At 49.2% G+C, this 21,705-nt stretch carries 20 protein-coding genes; 15 read left to right on the top strand and 5 right to left on the bottom strand.

The window, feature by feature from the left end:
• Window positions 1–99: 99 nt before the first annotated feature.
• A complete protein-coding gene (locus tag ACYVH9_RS30625; protein WP_460640269.1) occupies window positions 100–900 on the bottom strand; it encodes an AraC family transcriptional regulator in 801 nt (266 codons plus the stop codon).
• 96 nt (window positions 901–996) lie between these two features.
• On the opposite strand from ACYVH9_RS30625, the gene ACYVH9_RS30620 reads away from it, so the two are divergent.
• Entirely contained in the window at window positions 997–1,410 is a 414-nt protein-coding gene (locus ACYVH9_RS30620) for a nuclear transport factor 2 family protein (protein ID WP_460640268.1), read from the top strand.
• Window positions 1,411–1,804: 394 nt separating this feature from the next.
• Here the strand turns inward: ACYVH9_RS30620 and ACYVH9_RS30615 are convergent, their stop codons facing one another.
• Window positions 1,805–2,731 carry an EamA family transporter gene (locus tag ACYVH9_RS30615; RefSeq protein WP_460640267.1) on the bottom strand — a complete coding sequence of 309 codons (927 nt, stop codon included), beginning with the start codon at window positions 2,729–2,731 and terminating at the stop codon, window positions 1,805–1,807.
• A 53-nt stretch (window positions 2,732–2,784) separates the two neighbouring features.
• Here ACYVH9_RS30615 and ACYVH9_RS30610 point away from each other — a divergent pair, with 53 nt between their 5' ends.
• Window positions 2,785–3,399 (top strand): CGNR zinc finger domain-containing protein, encoded by a 615-nt coding sequence (locus ACYVH9_RS30610; RefSeq protein WP_460640266.1) that lies wholly within the window; start codon window positions 2,785–2,787, stop codon window positions 3,397–3,399.
• A 146-nt stretch (window positions 3,400–3,545) separates the two neighbouring features.
• Here ACYVH9_RS30610 and ACYVH9_RS30605 read toward each other — a convergent pair whose 3' ends face one another.
• The 3 genes from ACYVH9_RS30605 to ACYVH9_RS30595 all read right to left on the bottom strand — a co-directional run bounded on the left by ACYVH9_RS30605 (window position 3,546) and on the right by ACYVH9_RS30595 (window position 7,833).
• On the bottom strand, window positions 3,546–4,139 hold the full coding sequence (locus ACYVH9_RS30605) for a hypothetical protein (RefSeq protein WP_460640265.1): 594 nt from the start codon (window positions 4,137–4,139) through the stop codon (window positions 3,546–3,548).
• 782 nt (window positions 4,140–4,921) lie between these two features.
• Window positions 4,922–5,437 (bottom strand): putative immunity protein, encoded by a 516-nt coding sequence (locus ACYVH9_RS30600; protein ID WP_460640264.1) that lies wholly within the window; start codon window positions 5,435–5,437, stop codon window positions 4,922–4,924.
• Between the two features lie 377 nt (window positions 5,438–5,814).
• Entirely contained in the window at window positions 5,815–7,833 is a 2,019-nt protein-coding gene (locus tag ACYVH9_RS30595) for a hypothetical protein (protein WP_460640263.1), read from the bottom strand.
• A 314-nt stretch (window positions 7,834–8,147) separates the two neighbouring features.
• Between ACYVH9_RS30595 and ACYVH9_RS30590 the strand changes: the two genes are divergently transcribed.
• From ACYVH9_RS30590 to ACYVH9_RS30530, 13 genes are all read left to right on the top strand, one after another.
• A complete protein-coding gene (locus ACYVH9_RS30590) occupies window positions 8,148–8,846 on the top strand; it encodes a hypothetical protein (RefSeq protein WP_460640262.1) in 699 nt (232 codons plus the stop codon).
• Window positions 8,847–9,055: 209 nt separating this feature from the next.
• Window positions 9,056–9,415, top strand: a complete 360-nt coding sequence (locus ACYVH9_RS30585; protein WP_460640261.1) for a hypothetical protein — start codon at window positions 9,056–9,058, stop codon at window positions 9,413–9,415.
• A gap of 4 nt (window positions 9,416–9,419) precedes the next feature.
• On the top strand, window positions 9,420–9,761 hold the full coding sequence (locus tag ACYVH9_RS30580) for a hypothetical protein (RefSeq protein ID WP_460640260.1): 342 nt from the start codon (window positions 9,420–9,422) through the stop codon (window positions 9,759–9,761).
• Window positions 9,730–12,159 (top strand): VirB4 family type IV secretion system protein, encoded by a 2,430-nt coding sequence (locus ACYVH9_RS30575; protein ID WP_460640259.1) that lies wholly within the window; start codon window positions 9,730–9,732, stop codon window positions 12,157–12,159. The genes ACYVH9_RS30580 and ACYVH9_RS30575 overlap by 32 nt, the downstream gene beginning before the upstream one ends.
• Window positions 12,156–13,106: a hypothetical protein gene (locus ACYVH9_RS30570; RefSeq protein ID WP_460640258.1), complete on the top strand. Its 951-nt coding sequence runs from the start codon at window positions 12,156–12,158 to the stop codon at window positions 13,104–13,106. Before ACYVH9_RS30575 ends, ACYVH9_RS30570 begins: the two co-directional genes overlap by 4 nt.
• Before the next feature lie 23 nt (window positions 13,107–13,129).
• Complete coding sequence (locus ACYVH9_RS30565) at window positions 13,130–13,750, top strand: VirB8 family type IV secretion system protein (protein ID WP_460640257.1); 621 nt, start codon at window positions 13,130–13,132, stop codon at window positions 13,748–13,750.
• Window positions 13,747–14,559 (top strand): DUF4138 domain-containing protein, encoded by an 813-nt coding sequence (locus tag ACYVH9_RS30560; protein WP_460640256.1) that lies wholly within the window; start codon window positions 13,747–13,749, stop codon window positions 14,557–14,559. The genes ACYVH9_RS30565 and ACYVH9_RS30560 overlap by 4 nt, the downstream gene beginning before the upstream one ends.
• Window positions 14,556–15,677, top strand: coding sequence for a conjugative transposon protein TraM (gene traM, locus ACYVH9_RS30555; RefSeq protein ID WP_460640255.1), 1,122 nt, complete (start codon window positions 14,556–14,558; stop codon window positions 15,675–15,677). The genes ACYVH9_RS30560 and traM overlap by 4 nt, the downstream gene beginning before the upstream one ends.
• Window positions 15,678–15,684: 7 nt before the next feature.
• Entirely contained in the window at window positions 15,685–16,914 is a 1,230-nt protein-coding gene (locus tag ACYVH9_RS30550; protein WP_460640254.1) for a hypothetical protein, read from the top strand.
• Entirely contained in the window at window positions 16,911–17,264 is a 354-nt protein-coding gene (locus ACYVH9_RS30545) for a hypothetical protein (protein ID WP_460640253.1), read from the top strand. Before ACYVH9_RS30550 ends, ACYVH9_RS30545 begins: the two co-directional genes overlap by 4 nt.
• The gene (locus ACYVH9_RS30540; protein WP_460640252.1) at window positions 17,243–17,722 is read left to right on the top strand and encodes a hypothetical protein; all 480 of its coding nucleotides are present in this window, start codon (window positions 17,243–17,245) and stop codon (window positions 17,720–17,722) included. Before ACYVH9_RS30545 ends, ACYVH9_RS30540 begins: the two co-directional genes overlap by 22 nt.
• Entirely contained in the window at window positions 17,683–19,782 is a 2,100-nt protein-coding gene (locus ACYVH9_RS30535) for a type IV secretory system conjugative DNA transfer family protein (RefSeq protein ID WP_460640251.1), read from the top strand. The genes ACYVH9_RS30540 and ACYVH9_RS30535 overlap by 40 nt, the downstream gene beginning before the upstream one ends.
• Window positions 19,783–21,195: 1,413 nt before the next feature.
• A complete protein-coding gene (locus tag ACYVH9_RS30530; protein ID WP_460640250.1) occupies window positions 21,196–21,540 on the top strand; it encodes a hypothetical protein in 345 nt (114 codons plus the stop codon).
• Window positions 21,541–21,705: the final 165 nt, after the last annotated feature.

Genomic DNA, 21,705 nt, shown 5'->3' with positions numbered 1-21,705 from the left:
GATTTTCTCTTGCATCCAATGCTTTTACGGTTCTTCCTGGATAGTATCGCCAATTAAATTGTAGTACCATTCTTCGGACTGGATCACTGCTGAATATAGCTATCCTCCTCGTTTCCCCCGAATAAAATGCAAGGGACGATGACCGCAAATTTCCAGGAAATTATTGCTAAACGTAGCCAGACTCTCATACCCCACATCCAGGGCTAACTGCGACACGTTTTCGCTCCCCATTTCAATGAGTTCTATGGCTTTCATGATTCGGGCTATCTTGCAATAATTCATAAAGGAAATCCCCAAGTGCTGCGTAAAAAGCCGGGAAAGCGTGCGCCCGGATAGGCCAAACTCGCGGGCGATCCATTGAAAATTTAGCGGCTCGGACAGATGACTTTGGATATAAATAAGAATTGGCACTAGTCTTGGATAGGTAGTCGAAGGGAAATAAACCGGGATCGCTTTCTCGACCTCGCCCGGCAGCAAATCGTGGATCGCTCGCAAAAATGTTGTAGCCTGTGCATTATCCTGGTCACTCTGACTCCATTTTTCAGTATACCGGATCATTTCACGGAGCAAAACCGTTACAGGAAACACGGCTATCGACGGGGTCACCGGCGCACTGCTAGGCGTTAAGGGGAAGCATAGAGACCGCATGTGCAACTGCGGACTGTCCGACCAGATTTCGTGTTCCGTATTCGCTGGAATCCAAACCCCAAACCCCCTGGGGATAAGAATGACTTTCCCCTGACCATTTAAATGGATACAGCCTTGCTCAGCATAGATCAGTTGCTCCCATTCGTGCTGGTGCCAATCGGAATGAAAACAACCTAAGTGTTGATGATAAAGAATGAACGAGGTAGTGGTCTGATCAATGAGGGAGGCACAGTTTACGTGTCGTTTATCCATGGCCGATACGAACAAAAATTAGTCCTTTGTGCATAATTTTCCCAAGATAGTGTCCCGTAGCTTTGTCGCTCTGTTTAGCACACTACTTTATTTCCCATGAGCACTCATCCCAATTTGGAACTGGTTCACCGTTTTTTTCAAGCGTATGCGGCAAACGATCAATCGGCCATTGAAACGCTTCTTTCTCCCACGATTCAATGGCATATTCCTGGCGATCATCCCTTAAGCGGGGTAAAAACCGGAATACCTGAAGTGATGACGTATTTCACGCAATTAGGAAAGGCCGCTTTTCAAGCCAGCCCAATTGTCATGGGTGTCAATGAACACTACGTGATTGACTGTCATCATAACTGGAGCTCACTGGATGGTGTTGTGAATCTGAATACCATGTCCTGTCTCCTTTGGAAAATTGAGGATGGTAAAATTACGGCCGTTTACAACTTCCCAGAAGATCAGCAAAAGGTGGATGCATTTTTTCGAGTCGTTTATGGAGCGGAAAGCCAGAGTTAAACTAAAAATAGCTTTGTGTTCAATACCACGACCATGTCCCCTATTAAAGCTTGTACACCAAAACCGTTTTCTATAATTAATCTTTTTGATCGTTGCCTGCTTATTTTCTAGGACAGTTTGCTCAAATTTCATCGATTAAAGGAGCAATTAAATAGACTGAGGGTTATGCCCTTCAAAAGACTCACAAGTTATTCTAAAATTCCCCTATTGAAAAAGTGGATACATCGGATTGCATACCAATCAGGATGGCCACCTGCTGCGGAGGGCCGCTCGGCAGGCTACTCAAAACACAGCAAATGACGAGTAGGATAGCCCGAAGGAGAACCCAACAAAGAATGTTGGTTCTCCTACCCCCTATTATGGGTTGTACATAGTTGGGTTAGACCTACACCCGTCAAGACCACAAGGAGGGCGATCCATTGCTGTTCAGCAATGGATCGCCAGCCATGAGCCAGCCAATGAGCACAGAGACAACGGGGTTGACGTAGGTATGAGTACTGACCAGCGCGGGCGGCTGGACGGTAACCAGCCAAGCAAAGGCAAGATAAGCAATCAGGGAACCAAATAGAATTAGAAAAGCTAAGCCACCCCAAGCGGGCCAGATCACGGCTAGCGGAGCGAAACCTTTCCACTCACCATTGACCAAGGCGATCAAGCCAGCAAAAAAGCCGGCCGCCATTAACTGAATGGTAGGATGCCAAAGCGTATAGCTCCCCGGCTTTATTCTCCGCGCCGTAAATAAAGTTCCAATTACCCACAGGATGGTCCCGACCAGGATAATGGCTGTCCCCAAAAGCAAGTTTGTTGATGGAATGTTATCCAGGGTGCGCACCGGTGCAAAGTGAATGAACAGAACGATACCCAAAAAGCCAAGGAGTAAACCAGCAAGTACTTTTTTATCGCTAAAATACAGTTTCCAACGGGAGGAATCCAGCAAAACAAACCAAAGAGGTTCAGTCGCGACAATCACCGCAGCAGCGCCCGACGTGATATACTGCTCGGCTACCACAACCAATCCTGACCCGCCGACCAGCATCAGGATACCACTGATGGCCAAGTCACGAACCATGCCTCCACGCGGAAACACCTGCCTTTTACCAGCAGCAAGGGTAGCTAGTAACAAGCCGGCTACCAAATAGCGAAGGGAGGATATGATAAAGGGGGGGATGGCTTTTAACGCATACAGATTAGCCAGGTAGGTAGTCCCCCACACAAAGTAGATGGCGACGTACGCTAACACAAGCCACACCCTTGAGACCATTACTGCGCCCATTTTATTACCTTTAAAATGACTTTTAACAGTATGAATATAGGGATGCAACAATAAACCGTCTAACTTTGTTTTACCCGTAAAATTTTAGTTACGCAAAGGCAATGCCGAAAGTCAGTACAATCGCCGAAATGGATCTAGCCGGAGGGGCTGTTTGTTTGGATTTTGTCAACACAGCCCTGGACCTCGATGAGTCCGTGGAACGCTTGCACCGGTACGCGGATCTGCTGATCCTGGCCCGTCGTTTATCGCTGCTGGATGCTGATACCCTAGCGGCTTTAGAGCAACTAGCCGACGATAATCCCGAGCACGCTGAGCGTGTCTTGCTCAAAGCCCGGCAGGTTAGGCAATCTATGCTGACCGTATTCAGTGCATTGGTAAACGGGGGATTGGGGAAGGTTACGGCTTCAGAAATGAAAGCTTTTAACAAGCTCATCAACGAGGCCATGGCCGAACGAGGGTTTCATCGGCAAGTAAGCAAACTGGCTGTAAGCTGGCTACATCCCCAAACAGACCTTCAGCAGGTAATTTGGATCTTTAGCTTATCGGCCTATGAATTACTGACTACGCAAGACCAAAACCTGGTTAAACAGTGCGGAGGCTGCGCCTGGTTTTTTCTGGATACCACCAAGAACCATCGCCGGAAATGGTGCACCATGGAAGCCTGCGGCACCCACCAAAAAGCCCGTCGCTATTACCAACGTAAGAAGCAGGTATAATTTGCCCGTACAACCTATACTGGTGACATAGCATCAGGTTAAAGCGGTTCAACCAAGTCTTTGGGTGCGTTTTAGTAACCATTTATCCCTATGGAAAGGCTATGCTCGGAAAAAGAAGCCATCTCCCTATTCAGCCAACGTTTTCATTAACGCCGGCCACCACCAAAATCCACGCCGATTTTTAAGGTGATGTATTTGTTCTTTTGCTCAATCGTTGTCTGGCTTAACGAGGCTTTGGAGTTAGGGATGCCATTATACTCAACAGCTGCTGTAAAATGTCCAACCTTTAAACCGGCTCGCAGCATTGTGCCAAACTTAGCTTCGCTACCTACTTCGCCCCTGGTTGGCGTTTGATTTTGATCACTGGGTATCGTGATAGTGGTTCCGTAGATTCCGTAAATACCAGCGCCAAGGCCGATAAAAGGACGGATAGACCCAAGCGTTACTAGATAGGTCGCCGAAACAACACCTGAATTCAGTGCTTTTGCATCTGCTTTTTGGGAATAAACATCATTAATGTAGATTGAAGTCCCAATTGCTGCTGATTCGAGTCGTAATCCAAGATCCAAGTGATCACTTACTCCGTATTTAGGCTCAAGGGAAAACACAGCCCCGGCGGAAGGGTTTTTCGATATTGTGCTGGCAAACCCAAGTGAAAGATTGACTTTAAAGGGCTTGAAGGTCTGCGCATGCGTGGATACAGCGAGCAATAAGCAGAGAAGAATAAGTAGCTTTTTCATTAACGTATCGTGTCGTTTGTTGAAGTGACCGGTCTGGGTTCTGAGGACCCATTTGCTATTGGACCAAGAGAGCATCGGATAGTCACACTGGCTTGGGTGATTTAAAGATTAATGACGTCTGTGCACGCCCACCGTGGCCTACAACCAAAAAAACGATACATCAATGCAACGCCTTGCCTGTCTTCAATCCAAGGGCTTTGAGAACTGAGGGACTCTACAGGAAAACCGTATCTATATGTTAGTACAAAGAAGGAGTTCCTGTAAACGATGAGATCAGAAGAAAACTTCGTTTAAAACCGCTAAGAAATTAAGGATGTTGCCTTGGCCCCTTAAAAGTGCACCTATGAAAAGTAGACGGGGCCGCCCGGTGGTAAAACATAATTTTCACGGCTTACTTCTAAGGGTTAAAGACACTCGCCCCTCCATACCGGTGGGTTCTCCCTTTTAAATCAATTAGGGTAATGGTTTTTGCTGAACGCGACTTAATTGGCCTGATTTTATCCACATCAATTGTATCCATCCGTTGACAATAGGTGGCCTGGCTGGGCAGGTACAGATTCGTTAGCTGAGCCTCTTGAATCGAATAGGGGCAATGCGTTTGTTCTACTTCATCCCGAAAACCGCAACCAGATCGAAGGATACAAAACGGTATCGCCTGGTTTATAGCACCGTAAGATCCGTGTATTTCGGGTCACGGTCTGCGTAGGTTTATCCCAGCAGCCGGGCCATAAAATAGCGCTGTAGGATAGAAACAAACCCAACGTTTTTACCCCCATCGAACGTTAGCAATGGAACGCAAACCAACAAAGGTGATTTCTTACTTTTTGATCATCGAGCACGAGCGCACGAACAGCCTCTGGAAGTTGGTCCCGCTGCCATTGGCATTCTGCCCACCCCGCTTTTTCCTGCTCATTTTCGGCCACCGACGCCCGAATGGCCTGGATGGCGTAGGCCGCGGCCCCGAGTTCATGGGCCGCAACATGAGCCACTGCCACCGCTTGCCCAGCGGCCAGGGCAGCCAACCTAGCCGCCTCAGGCATTCCTTTTGCCGCGGCATTGGCCGCAAACGCCGCCTGATGCGCCTGTTTCATCGGAATCTCTCCCCTAACCCAGGCCCGCGTTAATTCGATGGCTTGTCGGGGCCGTTTGTCGTCCGAATTGGCCTGCTCAATCAAGTGCAGGACGTGTTCAGCACACGCAGCCGCCCACAAGGCCAACAACCGATGATCACAATCAGTTAGCGTTCCACCCCGTCTTAGCGTTATGAATCGAGGGTCTCTTTGTTTCGGTAATATCATCGTTTATCTCGTTTCGAATTAGCTAAATCCTACAACCCACCTAGGTCCGTACGTAGCGTACAACCCGCAAAAAGCGTTTCGAACGGAAATGCGCCTACCCCGCTTTTAGCCCGGTGAATCCACCAGGTGGCCGATTAAACCAGGATATAACCGACGGATTCGGGTTCAGTTAAGTTGATAAGACCTCATCGAAGGACTTTATTTTTTTGATTAACGCCAAATTAGGGCCGAAAATTGATGGAAAAAGGGTGTCACCTTAGCGGTAATACACCCAGCAGACCACCGCGGCGCTTCTGATGCCTGGATTCAGCGGCTTTTCGGCTTTACACACCGACAACAAACCAACGTACGGTGTTTCTCTCCCCGCGTTGCCGCACTTACCTGGATAGAGAGCGCTGGTTCTCCTGTTCCTGCTTCCCTTCAGCCTTGGTTTCCTGCAAACTAGTGCTTTCAGTCTTAACGCCCCTCCGGTTGGTGGCGTCGGTCACCGCGTTATTCATGGCCGTTTGCAACTCTTTCCCGTTGCTCCCTTCCCGCTGCAATTCGTCCTGGTCAAAACGCTGCTCTTTCTGAACGGTGGAAAGCCCTCCCTGCTTTGCTTCTACCCGAAATTCGGTTTTAGCTACGGTATTTCCATCCGAATCCATCACTTTTACATCACCCGCCCTTGCCTGAGTGGTGGCGAGTGCTGCCCGCTGCTGACGAGCCTGCTGTTCAACCCGTTTTTCAAATTCCGGTTGCCCAACCACCTTTGCCTGGTCCCGATCGTACCTGGCTAGCTCAATTTTTTTGACTTCGGTCCCGTCTTTCCACTCGGTATAAATGGCGAACGGAGCAGTTTGTGCCTTCTCCTTCGCTATTGCAGAGAGAGCGTGGTAAGCTTCCAGCTCTTTTCCGTAACGGCCGACCGGATAATCCCGCTCCTTCTCCCGGTGAGCGATTATAAAGGGAGTGGCAAGCTTTAAATCCTCGTTGTAATCCTTCTGGGACGGACGTTTCACCTCCAACTGATTTTCCAAGCCGCGTTCCTGAATGAGGATTTTTTCGACCCGGATCAGGTTCTCCCGAATAGCCGGAAAAGAAATTTCGACGGCGGAGGTTCGATGGCCCTGATGAACGACGACGGCATGGGCTTCTGTTCCGGCTCCTTCCGGAATGTTTTTATTGATGGCATTCGTGAATCGGTCCATCACCGCTTTCATTCGCTGCTCCCCCTCTGAATGGTCTTGATGATGGATTGTAACCACCAGCCTGGCATCGGTGCGGTCATAGACTCCTAAGCGGGCCTGCAGGGTTTCGCTTTGCTCCGACAGATTCACTGTCCCAGCCAGATTGATCGATTGCTGGATTCCGCTGCGATCGTTCGTTAGAGCGACTACTACTTTGGGGGCCTGACTATCCTTGATGAGCTTATCCACGAGTACCGGCTGTTCGGCCGTAAAGGGACCCGCCGTTGCAATATATAGCCGCTTTTCCCCGTCTATTGGGGGATTAAGCTGATGGTAGGCAAGCGCCTGCAATGGACTTTGGTGAATGACCACCTGCTGAATGGGCCGCTCGTCAAAATCGGTTTTCGACGTCCAAACGGCATTCGCTTTAGGCTGATCGGTGGGAGGGCCATTCTCGTTGTAGTTGGCAACCGCCACGACAGCTGCTTCGTTGCGCAAAGGAAAGGCGGTATTCACCCGAATGCGATCCGTAGCGCCTTCCGGCACCGGATCCCCTTTTGTGCTGCGCAGGGTTTCCAGAAAATTCGCGGGCAGTTCCTGGGTATCCCTGTAATGCATTTGGATTGTTTTCAATTGATCCCAAAACGGTTTAGCGTAGTATTTCCCGGCCCCCATGTCCCGAATTGCTTTTTGATCTTCCCCGGAGAGGGGCATCTGTTGACTCAACTGTCGAACTTCATTCTCCAGGTGCTGTTTATAGCTAAAAGTCTGGTTAAAGATCCGCTCCTGAAATTCTTTGCTGAAAATTGTGGCTTTGCGCAGGCCCTGCTGTTCCAGGTATTCGGTATTAGTTAATTCCTGAAATTTGAAGGTAACCTGAAAAGCCTCGTTGGGGCTGAAATAAGCGTTGGAATTAGGTACTGAGCGCTCGGTTTGCAGATTAGCAACATAGCGCGCTAGTTTTTCAGGGATTTCTTTCCAGTCCGCCCCGTTTTTCAACCGTTCAAAATGGATCACATCGCCTTTTTCACTGGGGAAACCCGGCGTATAAAAATAATCGTGTTCCGGCCCCTTGTAAACGACAATCGTATCCTGCGTAACGTCCTGAGCTTTTTTGTCTAAGACGGTGGCTGTCTGGGTGGACTTGCTGTTGTCAATCTGCCATCCCTGACGCTGTGCGTATTCGGTCAGGTCTATTTGTAGTCTGAATTTTTCAAAAGGAGTCATAGCGTCATATGGCTAAGTGAAACACGAGAATCTGTGGTGCGAAAAGTGAAATATTTTTGCTTGTACACATAGTTTTTAGGGCAGAATATTGAACATTTTTTAAGTAGTTTTCGGTTGAATTTTCAAACATTTTTTTGTTCAATTTTTTGTCTATTATTAATTCTGTTTTTCGAATAAAAAAACTACTTAAGCGATGCTCGTTTAATCGAAAATTAGTTCGCCAATACCGTTGCAAGTCTAGGAATACTTTTACTAATATTGCCCTACCAAACGTAGAAAATGTAGCATTAACAGTCCTATTGACGCTATTAGTTATGAAACATACCCAACGATTAACCCAATGGGGACCTTTGTTTGCGACAAGTTGCAGTATGCTTATTTCTCAAACAAGTGAGTACTATTTTTTAGACAATCTTGTATTATTTTTTCATGGAAATAAATACAATTTTTTTGGCGTAATCCTATTTGCTTTTTTCTTTCTTAGTTTTGTCTGGGGCCTTTCCGTAGAGTACCAGGGAGGGATCCTTTTGAACCAAGAAGGGAATCCCGGAAAAGGCAAAGGACTCGTTCACATTACCCGCTTACGGAATCAGTTGATTAGCCACCAATCGGCTCAGCAAGACAATACAAGAAGCAGGCAGGTCATCGACCAATTTACCCCAAACCCCGGGGGGCGACTCGACAAAAAGGGACATTCCCTCTTCCAATCACCCCTCCATCAGCTACCATCCCCCCCCAACCCACTGACCAGTATTTCAGGAACCTTTGTGCCGCAAACTACTCAGCCCGTTCAACCAGCGGCCAAGGAACAGAAGCCGAGCACATCTGCCCCAAAAGAAGTTTATCCATCATCCCTGGCAGGCAGATCAGTCCCTCCACTAACGGAACTGAATACCGCCTTAAAAGGCATCAGCCTAATAAATACCGAAGTAGAAAGTAAAGTACGAGACCGGATGAAAAAGCTGAAAGATAAACGGTTTGCCAAACCGGCGGAGGCCAATGCGGTTCCCTAACCATTCTTTGACAACCGATTGAAGGGGTAAACGCCCCGGGGTTACCGACGCTGCTTTAATCCCGTTAAAAAACAAAACACGCCGACATTCTACCTGGATTGGAGAAGCAGTCGTACGGCGGTAACCCGCTATTGCCCAACCCATAACCCTCACCCTAATACCTATTGATTTCATCCCTTCATTCACGTTTCATTTTAACCCCAAGTAGTATGTTGATCACGTCAAAAAACGCACATCACAACGTAACCAGGACCGTCGGTTTTATCCTGGTCACCACGGCTATGACGCTGCTAGCTCCGGACGTAATGGCCCAGGGCGGCATTACAGGAACCCTTAAGAATCTTGGTAAGATTTTTCAGACAGGGGGCAATGCCATCTTTATTATTCTGATGGTGGTCGGGTTAATCCGAACTGTCGCCGGTTTTATTTCTAATTCACCCAACGCCAGCCGAAACCTCTTGATGCTGGTAATCGGAGCCATCTTGTGGTACGGATTTAACACAATCGTTGAGGACATTACGTCATCCGTGGGAGGCAGTTCAGAAGGTGGTTTTACAATCGGCAACTAACCGGATGGAGGTACGAAAATCATTGGAACAAAAAACCCTGATTCTGGGCATAGAGATCCGCGATTTGGGATTCGTGCTGGGCTTGTTCTTCGGAATGATGCTTCTGATTGGCCTACTCCGCATGGTCATTCCGGTTAGTTCCTGGTGGAACCTGGCAGCCCTCCTCGGAATCTCGTTCTACATCGGCCTGGTTCAGTACGGTTTAAAGCACAAGCACCCATCCTTTCTCATTAGTGTAATCTCCTATTACTTTTTTCAGCCGAAAAAGGTCCACATGAAGAAGCTCGATTTTATTGTCAAACAAAAGCAAGTACATGGTCACGGCAAAAACAAAACGAACCATTGATACCGTGGTGCCGGTATTCTCGGTCGAATCGGATCAATTGATTCTGCAGGATGGTCGGGTAGCCGTTGGTTTTGCCGTCGGCGGCATCGAAACGGAAAAGCTCACGGCGCACCAGTATGACTCTCTCAATACGTTGCTTTACAATGCGCTGAAAACCTTGCCCGAAGGTACCGTTGTTCAAAAAATTGATGCCTTTTATTACAAAGCGTATCAGGCAAGCAAAAAGGATAAAACCTATTTCCATAACCGCACAACGGAACATTTTGAAGAGCGCCCCATCCTGCTGCACCGGGCGTACCTATTTCTGTCGGTGGGGCCACTCGGTGAGCGGGAACGTAATGCAGCCAACACCTTTTTTGCAATGGGAAAAAGCGTCCTCAACAACCCCTTCGATCAGCTGGAGCAACGGCAGTCGGCGATTGAATACCTAGCCCAGGATTTCATCAGCACCCTGGCGTCCTTTGAAGGCATTTCGCTAAATCGGCTGACGAATGACGAGTTGCAGAACTTGTATTTGCAATATATTAACCTGGAGTTTGACCCCGATCACCAGCCCACGGATGCCGTGCGGACGTTTGCACCGGCAACGACCCACGCAGCCCTCGGCGAAAAGCGGATCAACATCGTGACCCTGAGTGGCCAGGGAAGCCCGATGGAACCGTTTGCGCCCAACAAACAAACCATCATGTCACCCTGGGTGTACCCGCTGCTGCATCCTCTGTACTTCCCCCACTTGCTCAGTGTATCCCTCAAAATCCTGAACCGGGAAAAAGTACTTTCCGGCATGGATACGACCGCCAAGGTGATTAAAAACCTGGATTTTATGATGACACAGGACAACATGATCAAGCGGGAGGAACTGCTGGATTTCACCCGGGAGGTACGGGCAGAGAACAAAAACATTGTCAGCGCGAATGTCAGTCTGATTCTGCATTCGGCCCATGAAACGGAGGTGGATTACCAGCTCCAGAAGGCGGTTTCGGCCTTCCGGGACATGGGCTCAGCGGAATGTTTCATCGAAAGTCTGGATACAGCCAACCTCTTTATAGCCAATGCGCCCGGCAATTCCAATCAAAACTACCGGTGGTTGGTCATGTCGGGTGACAACGGTGCGATGTACTTGAATTTTGTCACCCAATACCGCTCAGCCCTGCGGGGTGATTTGCTATGTGACCGAAACGGCGTTCCGGTCTTACTCAACCTATTTAACACCGACCTACAGAATCAAAACGCCCTCGTTATTGGTCCGACGGGCAGCGGCAAGTCCTTTACCATGGCGTGGTTTCTGCTGCAGCGGTTTGAGCGGGGTGAACCCCAAATCATCATTGACGTAGGGGGCACCTACCTAAGCCTCTCGACGGCACTGGGCGGACGGTATTTTGAATATGATCCGGATCGGCCCTTGAGATTCAATCCCTTTCTGGTCCCGCGTCAGTCGGACGGCACCTATTCGATGCAGAACGACAAACTCAATTTTTTAACCAACCTGTTGCTGGTCATCTGGAAGGGAACAGAGGGGACGGTCCGCCAGTCGGAACGCTCCGTTCTTACAGAATTAATTGTCACCTATTACCAGCAGTATAACCAGGCCGTAAACCCAGCCAGCCTCCCTCCTACCCTCTTGGGTTTTTATGAATTTTTGCTGGATTACATCGAAGGAACGGCCCCCGAAAATGAATTCAAAAAACAGGTGGGTAGCTTCAACTTCAGCGACTTCCTGCTCTGTTTGAAACCGTTTGCCACGGGTCAATACAAGGACATTTTGAACGCTCCCGAGCACGAAGATTTAGCAGGGCATCCCTTGATCGTTTTCGACATGAAACGGATCAAAAGTAACCCCATGCTGTACCCAATAATCGGCATGCTGATCACGGAACTGGCGGCCGATCAATTGGCCCGGTATCCCGACATCAGTAAATGGATTTACATGGATGAAGCCTGGTCGATGCTCTCCGAAACGATGACGGACTTCATTGAATTGATGTACCGCACCATTCGGAAAAACAAAGGGAGCATGACCATCATTACGCAGGGTATTCACGAAATTCAGCGTTCCCCGATTGGCAAAGCCATTCTGGTCAATGCCGATACCAAATACATCCTGCGTCACAATGATGCCCAGGAGGTTGAAACGGTCGGCAAAGCGCTGGCCTTCACCCAGCACGAAAAACAGAAGATTTTATCACTCGCCCTGAAGGAAACGTACCGGGAAATTTTTATCAAACAGGGTGAATATGGCAAAGTCTTCCGGCTAGAAGTTCCGTTTGCGGTACAGGCTGTTTTGACCTCCAAACCCGACGAACGCAACACCCTACGCGGGCTCACGGAAGCGTATGATGGGGACATTTATGCGGCAATCCGACAGTTTGTTGAACTTAAAAAATCCGGTGAATTATGACTGTATTCCCTTTGGTATTGACGCAGGCCAGCGCGGCTTCCCTGAGTGAAACTTTTATTACGTCGGCGGGGAAATTGATTGATACCTCGGTTCCCAAGCTGCTCACGTTTATTCCCCTCATGCTGTTTTTGCATTTACTTATTGCGTTGACTAAAACGTACTTCGGCGATATGCGCTTTGATCCGTCCGGCATGATTAAAGTGATCTTTATCTGGCTGGGTCTGGCGGCTTATGGCTCGGTAGTAGGCGCGGTTTATGAGGCAACTCTCTGGCTGGCGAACCTGGTTTCCGGCGACGGAACGGATATTTTAAAAACCCTCAATACCCTGTCGGAAAGTACCTATTTCAAACAGCACTCGGAATCCCTGCCCTTTTCGGATGTCAAAATTCCGTTTGATGATATGACGTCTTTTTTCGCCTGGATTGTGCTGGCCATTGAAAATGGCCTGGCCATGATTATTCGCATTTTCATTGAACGCATTCGGGCAATGCTGATGGGATTTATCCTCGCCTGTGGACCCATCGCTTTTACCATTGCCACCATCCCCGGCTTTGGAGGTGCTCTCGGTCATTGGGCTCGAATTTTTATTTCCACTTCCCTCTGGACCTTGACCTTAGGCATCCTCGATGCGCTGATGATTGGCTTTATTACTCACTTTTCAATTCCCTCCAACCTGGGTCCCATCACCAGCCTGCAAGAAGCCGCGGGGGTGCTGGATCTGCTGGTGGTGAATGGGGTGGTTATCCTCATGTACCTCAGCGTGCCATTGCTTACGTCCTTTTACATCGGGGGACACGCCAGTGCGTCGTTTCTGCGGGCCGCCCAGGGCTATGTGGCCGCCGGAACCTCCGCCGGCGTAGTGGCCTACCAGAATTATAACCGGCAGCGGAATCAACCGAAAAAAGAGCCGGAAGTACCCCAACATCAAGTTGTTGAATCCACCTAATCAATCCAGCATTCCTTATGGCTATGGAAAACAAACTGGGAACGGCAGTCGGTTTCAGCAAAGCCTTTACGGCGCTGAAATGGATTACCCTGGTTGCCGTCCTCCTTTTATTTATCTCGAATGCGTGGTGGTCGTGGACGTATTCCACGGCCCTGGCCCAAGCACGGCAAACCGTCTACGTCGTATCCGATCAAGGAACGGCCGCGGCCGTTGAGTCACCCACCGCCACCCCATCCGTCTACGAAGCCCGAAACCACATTAAGAATTTCATGCGCCTGATGTTTTCGCACGATGCTGAAACGTACAAAGATCGCATTGACCTGGCTTTTAAGCTCATCAACCGGCAGGATGGCCTGGCCATCTACCAAACCTTTCGGGAAGGAAAAGTACTCGAAAACTATAACCGTTACAACATCCGCACCGAGTTGCAGATTGACAGCATTACGGTGAATGTTTCAACAGAACCTTATACGGGTACAGTTTATACGCAACAAAAAGTGATTTACCCCGACGAGGTGCAACGGGTTCCAATTGCCGCCCGGTTTCAACTGCGGCAAACGTACCGGTCGGAGGATAATCCCTTTGGCCTTCAGATCAAAGAGTTCAACTTCATGGATTACACGCCCCAGGTGAAAGAATTATGAAAAGATTTGTGTTGCTGATCCTGACCCTGCTATCCCGCTGCATGCAGGCCCAAGAAATTGATACCATCCGCGTTCCCCTCGACGGAACAAGCTATCTCATTTTTGATGAACCCATCAGCCTGGTGAACCTGGGTACCAAAGCCTACCTGGGAAAAGTCGAAGACCGGCTGCTTTTTGTAAAAGCCCTAACTGACCGGGCCGAACCGACCACCCTGCTGGTGCAGGCGGGTGGAACACTTTTCACCGGCTACCTCCAATTCGCCCGAAAACCAAAAAAGAATTTCTATGATTACCGCCAAACGGGACGTCTTTCCGCCGCCCCCCCTTCCACTCCGTCCAAAACGGCCCCCGCGACCCTGACCTCATCCGATCTACCTTTTGAAGCCATGAAAACGTTGCGAATGAATACCTCGGTAAAACAGTCGTCGGGTGGGATGGTAATGGAATGTGTCCAGCTCTTCAACGACGAGCAACATACTTACATCCGCTTTACGGTCCGGAATACCACGACAATCGGGTACCGGGTCGATCTCGTTTCATTTACCTATAAAGAGAAGCTCGCGCGCCGGCTGCACAACAAAGTAGCCCCCCAATACGAGGAGATGGCGCCGGTAGACCGCCGGGAACCCGCCCATATTGAAGCCGGGCGATCGGAAGACTTCTACTACGCGCTGCCGCTGTATTCCACCACCGACAAAGGATTTCTCGAAGTCATTTTTCGGGAACAGGTCGGCGCACGGATCGTTACGGTCGAAATTCCCTCAACAAAAATCAAGGATGCACCCCTGCTTACCCCCTCACGGCCATGAAAAACAACCTACTGGCCCTACTGGGGCTACACAAACCACCGCACAAAGGCCCGGCAAGCCCGCCACCGGATGAAAAGGAAGACTCCTCTCCCATTCTCCCTGTACCTTCGACCCAAAACAAATTGCCCCAGATCATGGGAATTTCCCTGCTGGTGATTTTTGGCTTGTTATACGGGCTGCGTCATATAACTTCCAGCTTACGGAAAAACCGGATAACACCCGGCGACCCGAACCTGACCAAGACGGTTAAAACTAACGCGGGCAAATCCAGCCTGATAGCGTCCATCGAGGAAGAAATCAACGAAAAAAACCTCAATGGGGAATCCGTCACCGACGATGTTCACCTCATTGCCAAACGCTTTCAGTACAAACCCCTGGGTCAAAGCCGGCGCCAACCATTGGTTGCAGAACCACCAAAAGACCCGGTATTGCTCCCCCCTTCGGGTGCCAGCCCAATAACCCCAGCACCCGTCCGTGCTGGGGCCGCTTTCACCAAGAAACGGGTTCGAAAAAAAGGATATTCCCCAACCCCCACCGAACAAATTAGCCCCCCGGAAGACCCGTTCAATACCCTTCGGGTGGTTAAAACCTCCATAACGGAGTCGGTAGCGGCTTCGCCGTCCGGCGATCACCGGTATATCCCGGCGGTAGCCTATGGCAAACAAGCGGTCCGCACCCGGGGCAAAGTTCGTTTTCGCACCACGGAGGCTGTCACCTTTGCGGGTGTGTACATTCCCCGAAATACCATTTTAACCGCCATTGCCTACCTGGGAAACGGGCGCATGCAATTTCAGGTTCCCTCCCGCCTGGTCGCAGGCCAGTTGCTACCGGTGGATCTCATGTGCGTCGACCGCGATTACCAGACCGGCGTTGCCTACCAGCATGACGAGATCGATGACAACATACGCCAGGTGGGTCGCACGACCGTCAACGAAGCCGTGGCGGATGCGTCTTCCCTACTTCAGTATAGCTCTGCGTTCGGCGTGGTAGGAGCGATCAGCGGTACCGCTGCGCGCGGAATCGCCCAGGCGGTTACCCAGGGGAAACGACAAAAACAGCTTTCCCAGGTAGACCTGCAGGATGGGTACCCCGTTTTTTTCAAATCAACTAAAAACTAAGTTATACATGAACTGGAAATTTGTTCTGATGGGCGTTTTGGGCGTGATAGGAATCCTAGCCCAGCCCGCCGACGTCCACGCCCAAATTGCGATTGATGTAACGGCCATTCAGCGGCTGATCGAACTGAAGAACATCGTCGATAAATCCAAAAAACAAATCGGGGAGTTGCAAAAAAGCAACACCATTAACAACGGTACCCGGGTCAACACCAACGCTTTATTGGAAACCCAGGTTGAAATTGAGAACCTGCTTCGTTCGGCGGACGATTTCATCAAAATTGCCGCCAAGCGTAATTTTTTCGCCGATATGCAAACGTTCGAGCAATACGCCGACCTGTGCCAAAGTCCCCTCTCCAACTATGTCCCGGTGCTCCAATGGAAACAAGGAGCCATCCACGAAGCCATTGAGAAGGCGCCCCTCAAGGCCTCTTCGGGCGGAGACCTTTACAACCACATTTTTGAAGGCCAGACCGCCGTCAACGGTGGGGATGTCCATCACCTGGGCGATTACGCGGAATCCAAGCGGGGCACCATCGAAAAAATCTACGGACTCCAAACCGCCATGCAGAAACGAAAAATTCAGCAGGCCCTGGTGTATTATCACATGGCAGACGACCTGGAAGAAAAAGCCCAGGCCATCAATGCATCCGTCAAGGGCGCCATTCTAGGCACGCCCCTGCGCATCCAAAACAAGGGCTTGTTTCAACTAGCCTCCCTGGTTAACGCTCGATCCTTCGACGACCCTTTCAATTTTCAGAATACCTACAATGACAATGCCATGGCGAATGTCAGTGCGCTGGCCGGGGGTGGTATCACCAAAGGGGTTGCCCAGAACCTGGCTCATTGGATTTACAATAACCTAGGCATTGGAAAGGGGCGAAAAGAAATTGAGGAGCAAGTGGATGAAATGCAAAACCGGGCGCTGGCCGATGCCTGGAAGGAAGCCATGGGGTCTTTCCAAAATGGGTCGGGCCTGGATTACGGCCTGTTTGCTGGGGGACAGCTACCGGGCGGAGGCGCCTTCGGAACCGAAGAAAAGGGACTGCGACTCACCACTGGAGAACGCATCGCCAATCAGAAAGCAGCCTATGACCTTTACGTTCAGGCCGCCGGGCTGCGCGAGAAGGGCGATCAATTGTTGCTGGAGGCCACCGTCCGCACCCCGGAGCAACACTACGTCGACGGTATCCGGGAACGCAACTTCCAACGAAACGCCCTATCGACTATCAAACTATGAAACGAATCGTGTTGGTGGGCAGTATGCTACCCCTGTTGCTGGGGTGTTCAACCAGGCCAAACGCCCCGGAGCACATCTGTGCGGTATATTTACAGTGCATCAATGCCAAACAATGGGATCTGGCCTCGCGGTATGTGGTTAATGCCAATCCCTCAATGCTCCAGCTCACGCCGTTATTGACTAAAAACTACCGCTTTCAACGGTTCAGATGGACCAAAACGGAGTACGCCCAGGATTCCAGCCGGGTACGCGTTCACAGTACGCTGACCTACGCCGATGACACGTATTTAGATTCGGTATTCCTACTAGAAAAAGACCCCTTAACCGGATGGAAAATTCGTTCGCTGTAATCCGTCAACAGGCCCGTCGGTGGCTGACCACTGTGGGCCTGGCCGGCCTGCTTTTCGCGCTTGGCCTGTGCTGGTTGAAAAAGCCTCTAGCCACCCTCAAGCCGCCCCTTTCGGAGCCACAAACCGTGCTCCGTGCCGTTTACCAGGACGCCAATGAGTATTTTACGGGAGATACCGTGGCCTTGGTCGCAAACCTGGACACCTACTGCTCGCAGCACCTGCTAAAAGCCTTTAAACAGGTTCCCGGCCTCATGGTTTACACCTTCGCTCGGGAAACCCGTAACGGCCGGTTACGCCAGCTATCTATTGTATCACAGCACTATTCGGGAGCCGATTCAGCCCAGGTCAAAGCGCAGGCTACTTATCTGGATGGCGCCGTTAAAACCTTTGAACAGCATTTTATTCGGGAAGGAAACCAATGGAAACTAGGCCTAAAGTACGGTCATGGTATCCCTTGAGTCGCGATCAATCATTCGTAAAGCCCTTAAAAGGCGTTCAAAACCCGTTGATTGGCCTGGTTGCGTTTCTGGGCTCGGCGACCATGGCCGGGAAGGTACCGCTTCGGGGCGGCTGGCCCGCGGGTTCGTCTTCTGTCAATTTTACCGCATCGTGTATGGTAACAAATCAACTGCGAATCGGCGTTTGGAGTGCCACTTTTTTGCTGCTAGGGCTTATCGGCCTGGAACTAACCGTGTACGCCGACCCGCTGCTGTTTATGCCTTTGGTGATCCGGCACGTATTTAAGCTGGGGGTTTTCATGCGTCTGCTGTTTTCGAGCGTCTGGGCTACTTGCTTTCTGTTGACCGACCCCTCATTGCAGGCCGAACTGGCCCGAAAAAAGCGAAAACAAAGCATTTGGAAAGTCACGCCACTACAATTACGCCTCATCGGCGGTTGGTACGCCTTGAGCGCATGCCTGTTGTTGAAACCCGAGCTCTTTCCAACGGGTCTGTACGGGCAGGCCGCCGGGCTTATGGGGGTGTTAATCACCACGCCCTTTTTAGCTTACGCGCTGAAAGGAGACCCGGTCCAATCCAATCTACCGACTGACAAAAAGAAAATTGATACGCCTAAATCATTCAATTTTCAGGGGGCCAACGGCACGTGGGTAAACATTCCCAATCCCGCGCGCGGGGTGCTGGTCATTGGATCAAACGGGTCGGGGAAGTCCGCCTCAGTTGCAGAACAAATCATTGCACAGGCAGCCTTCAAGAATTACACGGGCGTCCTGTTTGACTTTAAGTTTCCGGTCTTAACCCAGTATGCATACCAGCATTATAGCCGAAGCGAGTGCCAGGTCGATCTGGCCATTGTGAACTTTGTGGACCTGGGACGCAGCCACCGCATTAACCCGCTTAAACCGGAGTTGATCCATTACCAATTCTACGCCTATGAGTTTGCCTCAGCCTTTTATTGCACCCTGAATCGCAAAGCAATTCGGGAAAAGGATTTTTGGGACACCTCCGCCATCGCCATTTTGGCCGGGGTAATCTGGTACCTGAAAATTCATTACCCCGACTATTGCACCGTTCCGCACGTGCTCAATCTGATTTTAGGCCACCCGGTTCACCGCCTGATTGGGTTACTGGAAACGAATTACGAAACCAAAACGATTGTCGCTAGCGTCAGCACGGCGATTCGAACCAAAGCCGAGGCACAGTTAGCCGGACAGTACGGAACGCTCCAGAATGCCATTGGCCGGCTAAATACCAAGGAATTGGCCTGGGTTCTATCGGGGAATGATTTTGAAATTAATTTGAATGACCCGGTCCACCCCAAGTTGCTGTGCATCGGAACCAAACAGGATATTATTGAAGCCCTTTCTCCGATTGTTTCCCTGATCATTACCGCCTCCCTGAAACAGCTAAACAATCCGGGCAAGCAACGAAGCATGGTGCTGCTGGACGAAGGTCCTCAGTGTTACATTCCTAATCTGTCCGATCTGCCCGCCACCGCCCGTAGTAACGAGGTGGCCACGATTTACATGGCGCAGGATATTTCGCAGATGGTGAAAGCGTATGGGAAAGAAGAAGCCTATGCCATCATCAGTAACATGAACTATCAGTTGTTTGGCCGCAATCCGAACATTGAGACGGGTGAATACGTCAGCAAGCTTTTCGGCAAAGAAGAACGTTTGCAACGGAACGAAAGTAAGAACCGCAGCAATCCGGTGGGATTCGAGCCTAAAAGCGGAACCCAAAGCCAGGGGGTTTCGTATTCGCTTCAGGACAAACAGCTCATCAAACCGCACGAACTGAACCGGCTGGAACAAGGGGAATTTTTGGGTATTTTGGCCGAAACCGAAGAACCGGTTTTTCATACCCGTCTTAAACTTCCCCGTTACCGATTTCCTGACGATGGCAACCGCCCCTTGCCGACGTTTTATATTGATGTAGACCCCGATTTAAATTTTGAACGGATTCGGTTGGAATGCGACGCCATCATGCAAGGTCTTATTCCGGCCCAAAATGAGCAACTGATTATTCCCAGCGAATTGAGAGCGTCCTCTATAAAGTAATTTTACCGGAACCTATGCAGCGTATCGAAAAAGAGTTTGAAGCCTGGAGCTTGTACCAACAACTGAAGTTTCTTTTGCGGTTTAGGAAAGCAGTGGCCACCCGTCAATCCGCTAACGGAATGATCCGGCTGATCCACCCCCTTTTTATTAGCCGAAGCCCTTTATCAAGCCGATGATGAGACCATCTACCAAGTGAATCCTGGTGCGGGATGTCCAAAAGGTAGCGGAAGCTTATTCAGTGACTAGCGACTGCATTGGCTGGTCACGGGCAAAATTCGCTAACGACCTATCGTGTTCTAGTTGATTATTACTTTCAAGCCAAACGCGTGAAAAGAGTAGCTGTGTAAAACTTTTAATGGATTCATGCGTTAGTAGGAACCGTAGGTATTCTTCTGAGAGGCACCCTTAACACCCATTGGCAACGTTTGCTCTTTATAATCTTTTTACAATTGGTAAAACACTTATTTAAAAGTTGAGACAAGGTCTGGCGCTGGGATAAATTGATTGGTTAAACAATTAACAGGTTTATCTGTAGTTATCTGTCATGTTGCGATTTGTTGAATATTTACCGGATTTGAACTATGTACTTAATTCTAATTCGCCCAACGGGTACGTGTCATTTCCCGTTTCGATCTTGATCCTTGTTCCTCCTTCGGAGAAGCGAATTGCTTTTTATTATTTTAACAATTAGAAATTACCTACGTTAATAGGCTGTCAATTTTTATTCATTTCGTTCGTTGAAAACCGACCTGGGGAGTGTTGAAAGTGAACGCTACACGCTTTCGCAATGCCTTGCCGTTCAATCCGGAGTTCGCATAGGCTATTTTTCTGATCTAGTTGGGTATTTGAAGCAATAAGGATTAGATCGCCATTAAGTAACTATTCAATACAGGCAAAGAGTCCATCAGCGGGCGGAAATCGTCCTTGATGGGTGCAAATCCACTTTTAAAACGCCTAAATCCCTATTAATATTTAGTAGTGGAAGGTCATTTTGGATGAAGAATATGCAATGCCCTGTCACTACCTAATGCTTTTTTGGTAGTAAGTAGCCACGTTTCCATAAGCTGATATCTCCTCTTTCTACAGCATAGCGAAACCATATGTCGGAAAACTACCCTTTATTGAGTTGTGTAATCGACAATTTTTAGGGATTCATAACAGAACTTTTTTGACGTATCATAGTTACCGTTAAGAAATACTTTAACTTTGTAACCATAACCTATCCAAGTTGACACATCAATACTACCTTTTTGAGGCGATTAGTTACAAAATTAAAAACAGCTTACTTCCTATCGGATTTAAAGCGTGACAGAATTAGCTCTTCTGCCATTGGTGCTTTTTAATTTTAGACCTATTGCCGTGAACATACAATTAGTAACTACTCTGTAATACCTCATATAACTAGTATTGCTTATGCCTTTTCAAGTTCCCAGGTTTCCTGACCCAAACGATTGGTTAGCATACCGTCCTAAATTAATTCAACGCCTTGAAGAGTTGATTCAACTCCACGGGTTGGTTCAACTTCCCGTTCCATTCGTAAGTTCTCAACCAGATGCCCTGAGTCCAGCTGGCCTATTACACTTGATTTACGACTGGACGAAAGTATATGGCGTTAATCCTGAATGGTTATTTGGCATGAACGACGAACAGCCTGCTCTGATTTCGGAGCGTCCACTTATTCAGGATCAAATCATTGAATTCACCACCATTTGTAAGCGATTACTTCTGATGCTCCAAAATCTGACCCGACTGCGCTAATCCTATCTCGTGAGCCTTATGCGGTTGTTTTGTGGTTCTGTCTTAGCCCCTGATTAGTTGGACATATTTTCTAATAATGGTTGAGTCAGAGCTATTGTTATTTCCCACTTTTCCTGTGGGGTAATGAAGCCTAATGACCGGTGACGCCGATTATAGTTGTAATGA

This window comes from Larkinella harenae (assembly GCF_054780515.1).
This window is presented reverse-complemented; position numbering and strand designations above follow the sequence as displayed.

Coding starts and splice junctions, on each gene's coding strand:
- ACYVH9_RS30625 (WP_460640269.1), bottom strand. CDS start 900: ATGGATAAACGACACGTAAACTGTGCCTCCCTCATTGATCAGACCACT.
- ACYVH9_RS30620 (WP_460640268.1), top strand. CDS start 997: ATGAGCACTCATCCCAATTTGGAACTGGTTCACCGTTTTTTTCAAGCG.
- ACYVH9_RS30610 (WP_460640266.1), top strand. CDS start 2,785: ATGCCGAAAGTCAGTACAATCGCCGAAATGGATCTAGCCGGAGGGGCT.
- ACYVH9_RS30605 (WP_460640265.1), bottom strand. CDS start 4,139: ATGAAAAAGCTACTTATTCTTCTCTGCTTATTGCTCGCTGTATCCACG.
- ACYVH9_RS30600 (WP_460640264.1), bottom strand. CDS start 5,437: ATGATATTACCGAAACAAAGAGACCCTCGATTCATAACGCTAAGACGG.
- ACYVH9_RS30595 (WP_460640263.1), bottom strand. CDS start 7,833: ATGACTCCTTTTGAAAAATTCAGACTACAAATAGACCTGACCGAATAC.
- ACYVH9_RS30590 (WP_460640262.1), top strand. CDS start 8,148: ATGAAACATACCCAACGATTAACCCAATGGGGACCTTTGTTTGCGACA.
- ACYVH9_RS30585 (WP_460640261.1), top strand. CDS start 9,056: ATGTTGATCACGTCAAAAAACGCACATCACAACGTAACCAGGACCGTC.
- ACYVH9_RS30580 (WP_460640260.1), top strand. CDS start 9,420: ATGGAGGTACGAAAATCATTGGAACAAAAAACCCTGATTCTGGGCATA.
- ACYVH9_RS30575 (WP_460640259.1), top strand. CDS start 9,730: ATGGTCACGGCAAAAACAAAACGAACCATTGATACCGTGGTGCCGGTA.
- ACYVH9_RS30570 (WP_460640258.1), top strand. CDS start 12,156: ATGACTGTATTCCCTTTGGTATTGACGCAGGCCAGCGCGGCTTCCCTG.
- ACYVH9_RS30565 (WP_460640257.1), top strand. CDS start 13,130: ATGGAAAACAAACTGGGAACGGCAGTCGGTTTCAGCAAAGCCTTTACG.
- ACYVH9_RS30560 (WP_460640256.1), top strand. CDS start 13,747: ATGAAAAGATTTGTGTTGCTGATCCTGACCCTGCTATCCCGCTGCATG.
- traM (WP_460640255.1), top strand. CDS start 14,556: ATGAAAAACAACCTACTGGCCCTACTGGGGCTACACAAACCACCGCAC.
- ACYVH9_RS30550 (WP_460640254.1), top strand. CDS start 15,685: ATGAACTGGAAATTTGTTCTGATGGGCGTTTTGGGCGTGATAGGAATC.
- ACYVH9_RS30545 (WP_460640253.1), top strand. CDS start 16,911: ATGAAACGAATCGTGTTGGTGGGCAGTATGCTACCCCTGTTGCTGGGG.
- ACYVH9_RS30540 (WP_460640252.1), top strand. CDS start 17,243: ATGGAAAATTCGTTCGCTGTAATCCGTCAACAGGCCCGTCGGTGGCTG.
- ACYVH9_RS30535 (WP_460640251.1), top strand. CDS start 17,683: ATGGAAACTAGGCCTAAAGTACGGTCATGGTATCCCTTGAGTCGCGAT.
- ACYVH9_RS30530 (WP_460640250.1), top strand. CDS start 21,196: ATGCCTTTTCAAGTTCCCAGGTTTCCTGACCCAAACGATTGGTTAGCA.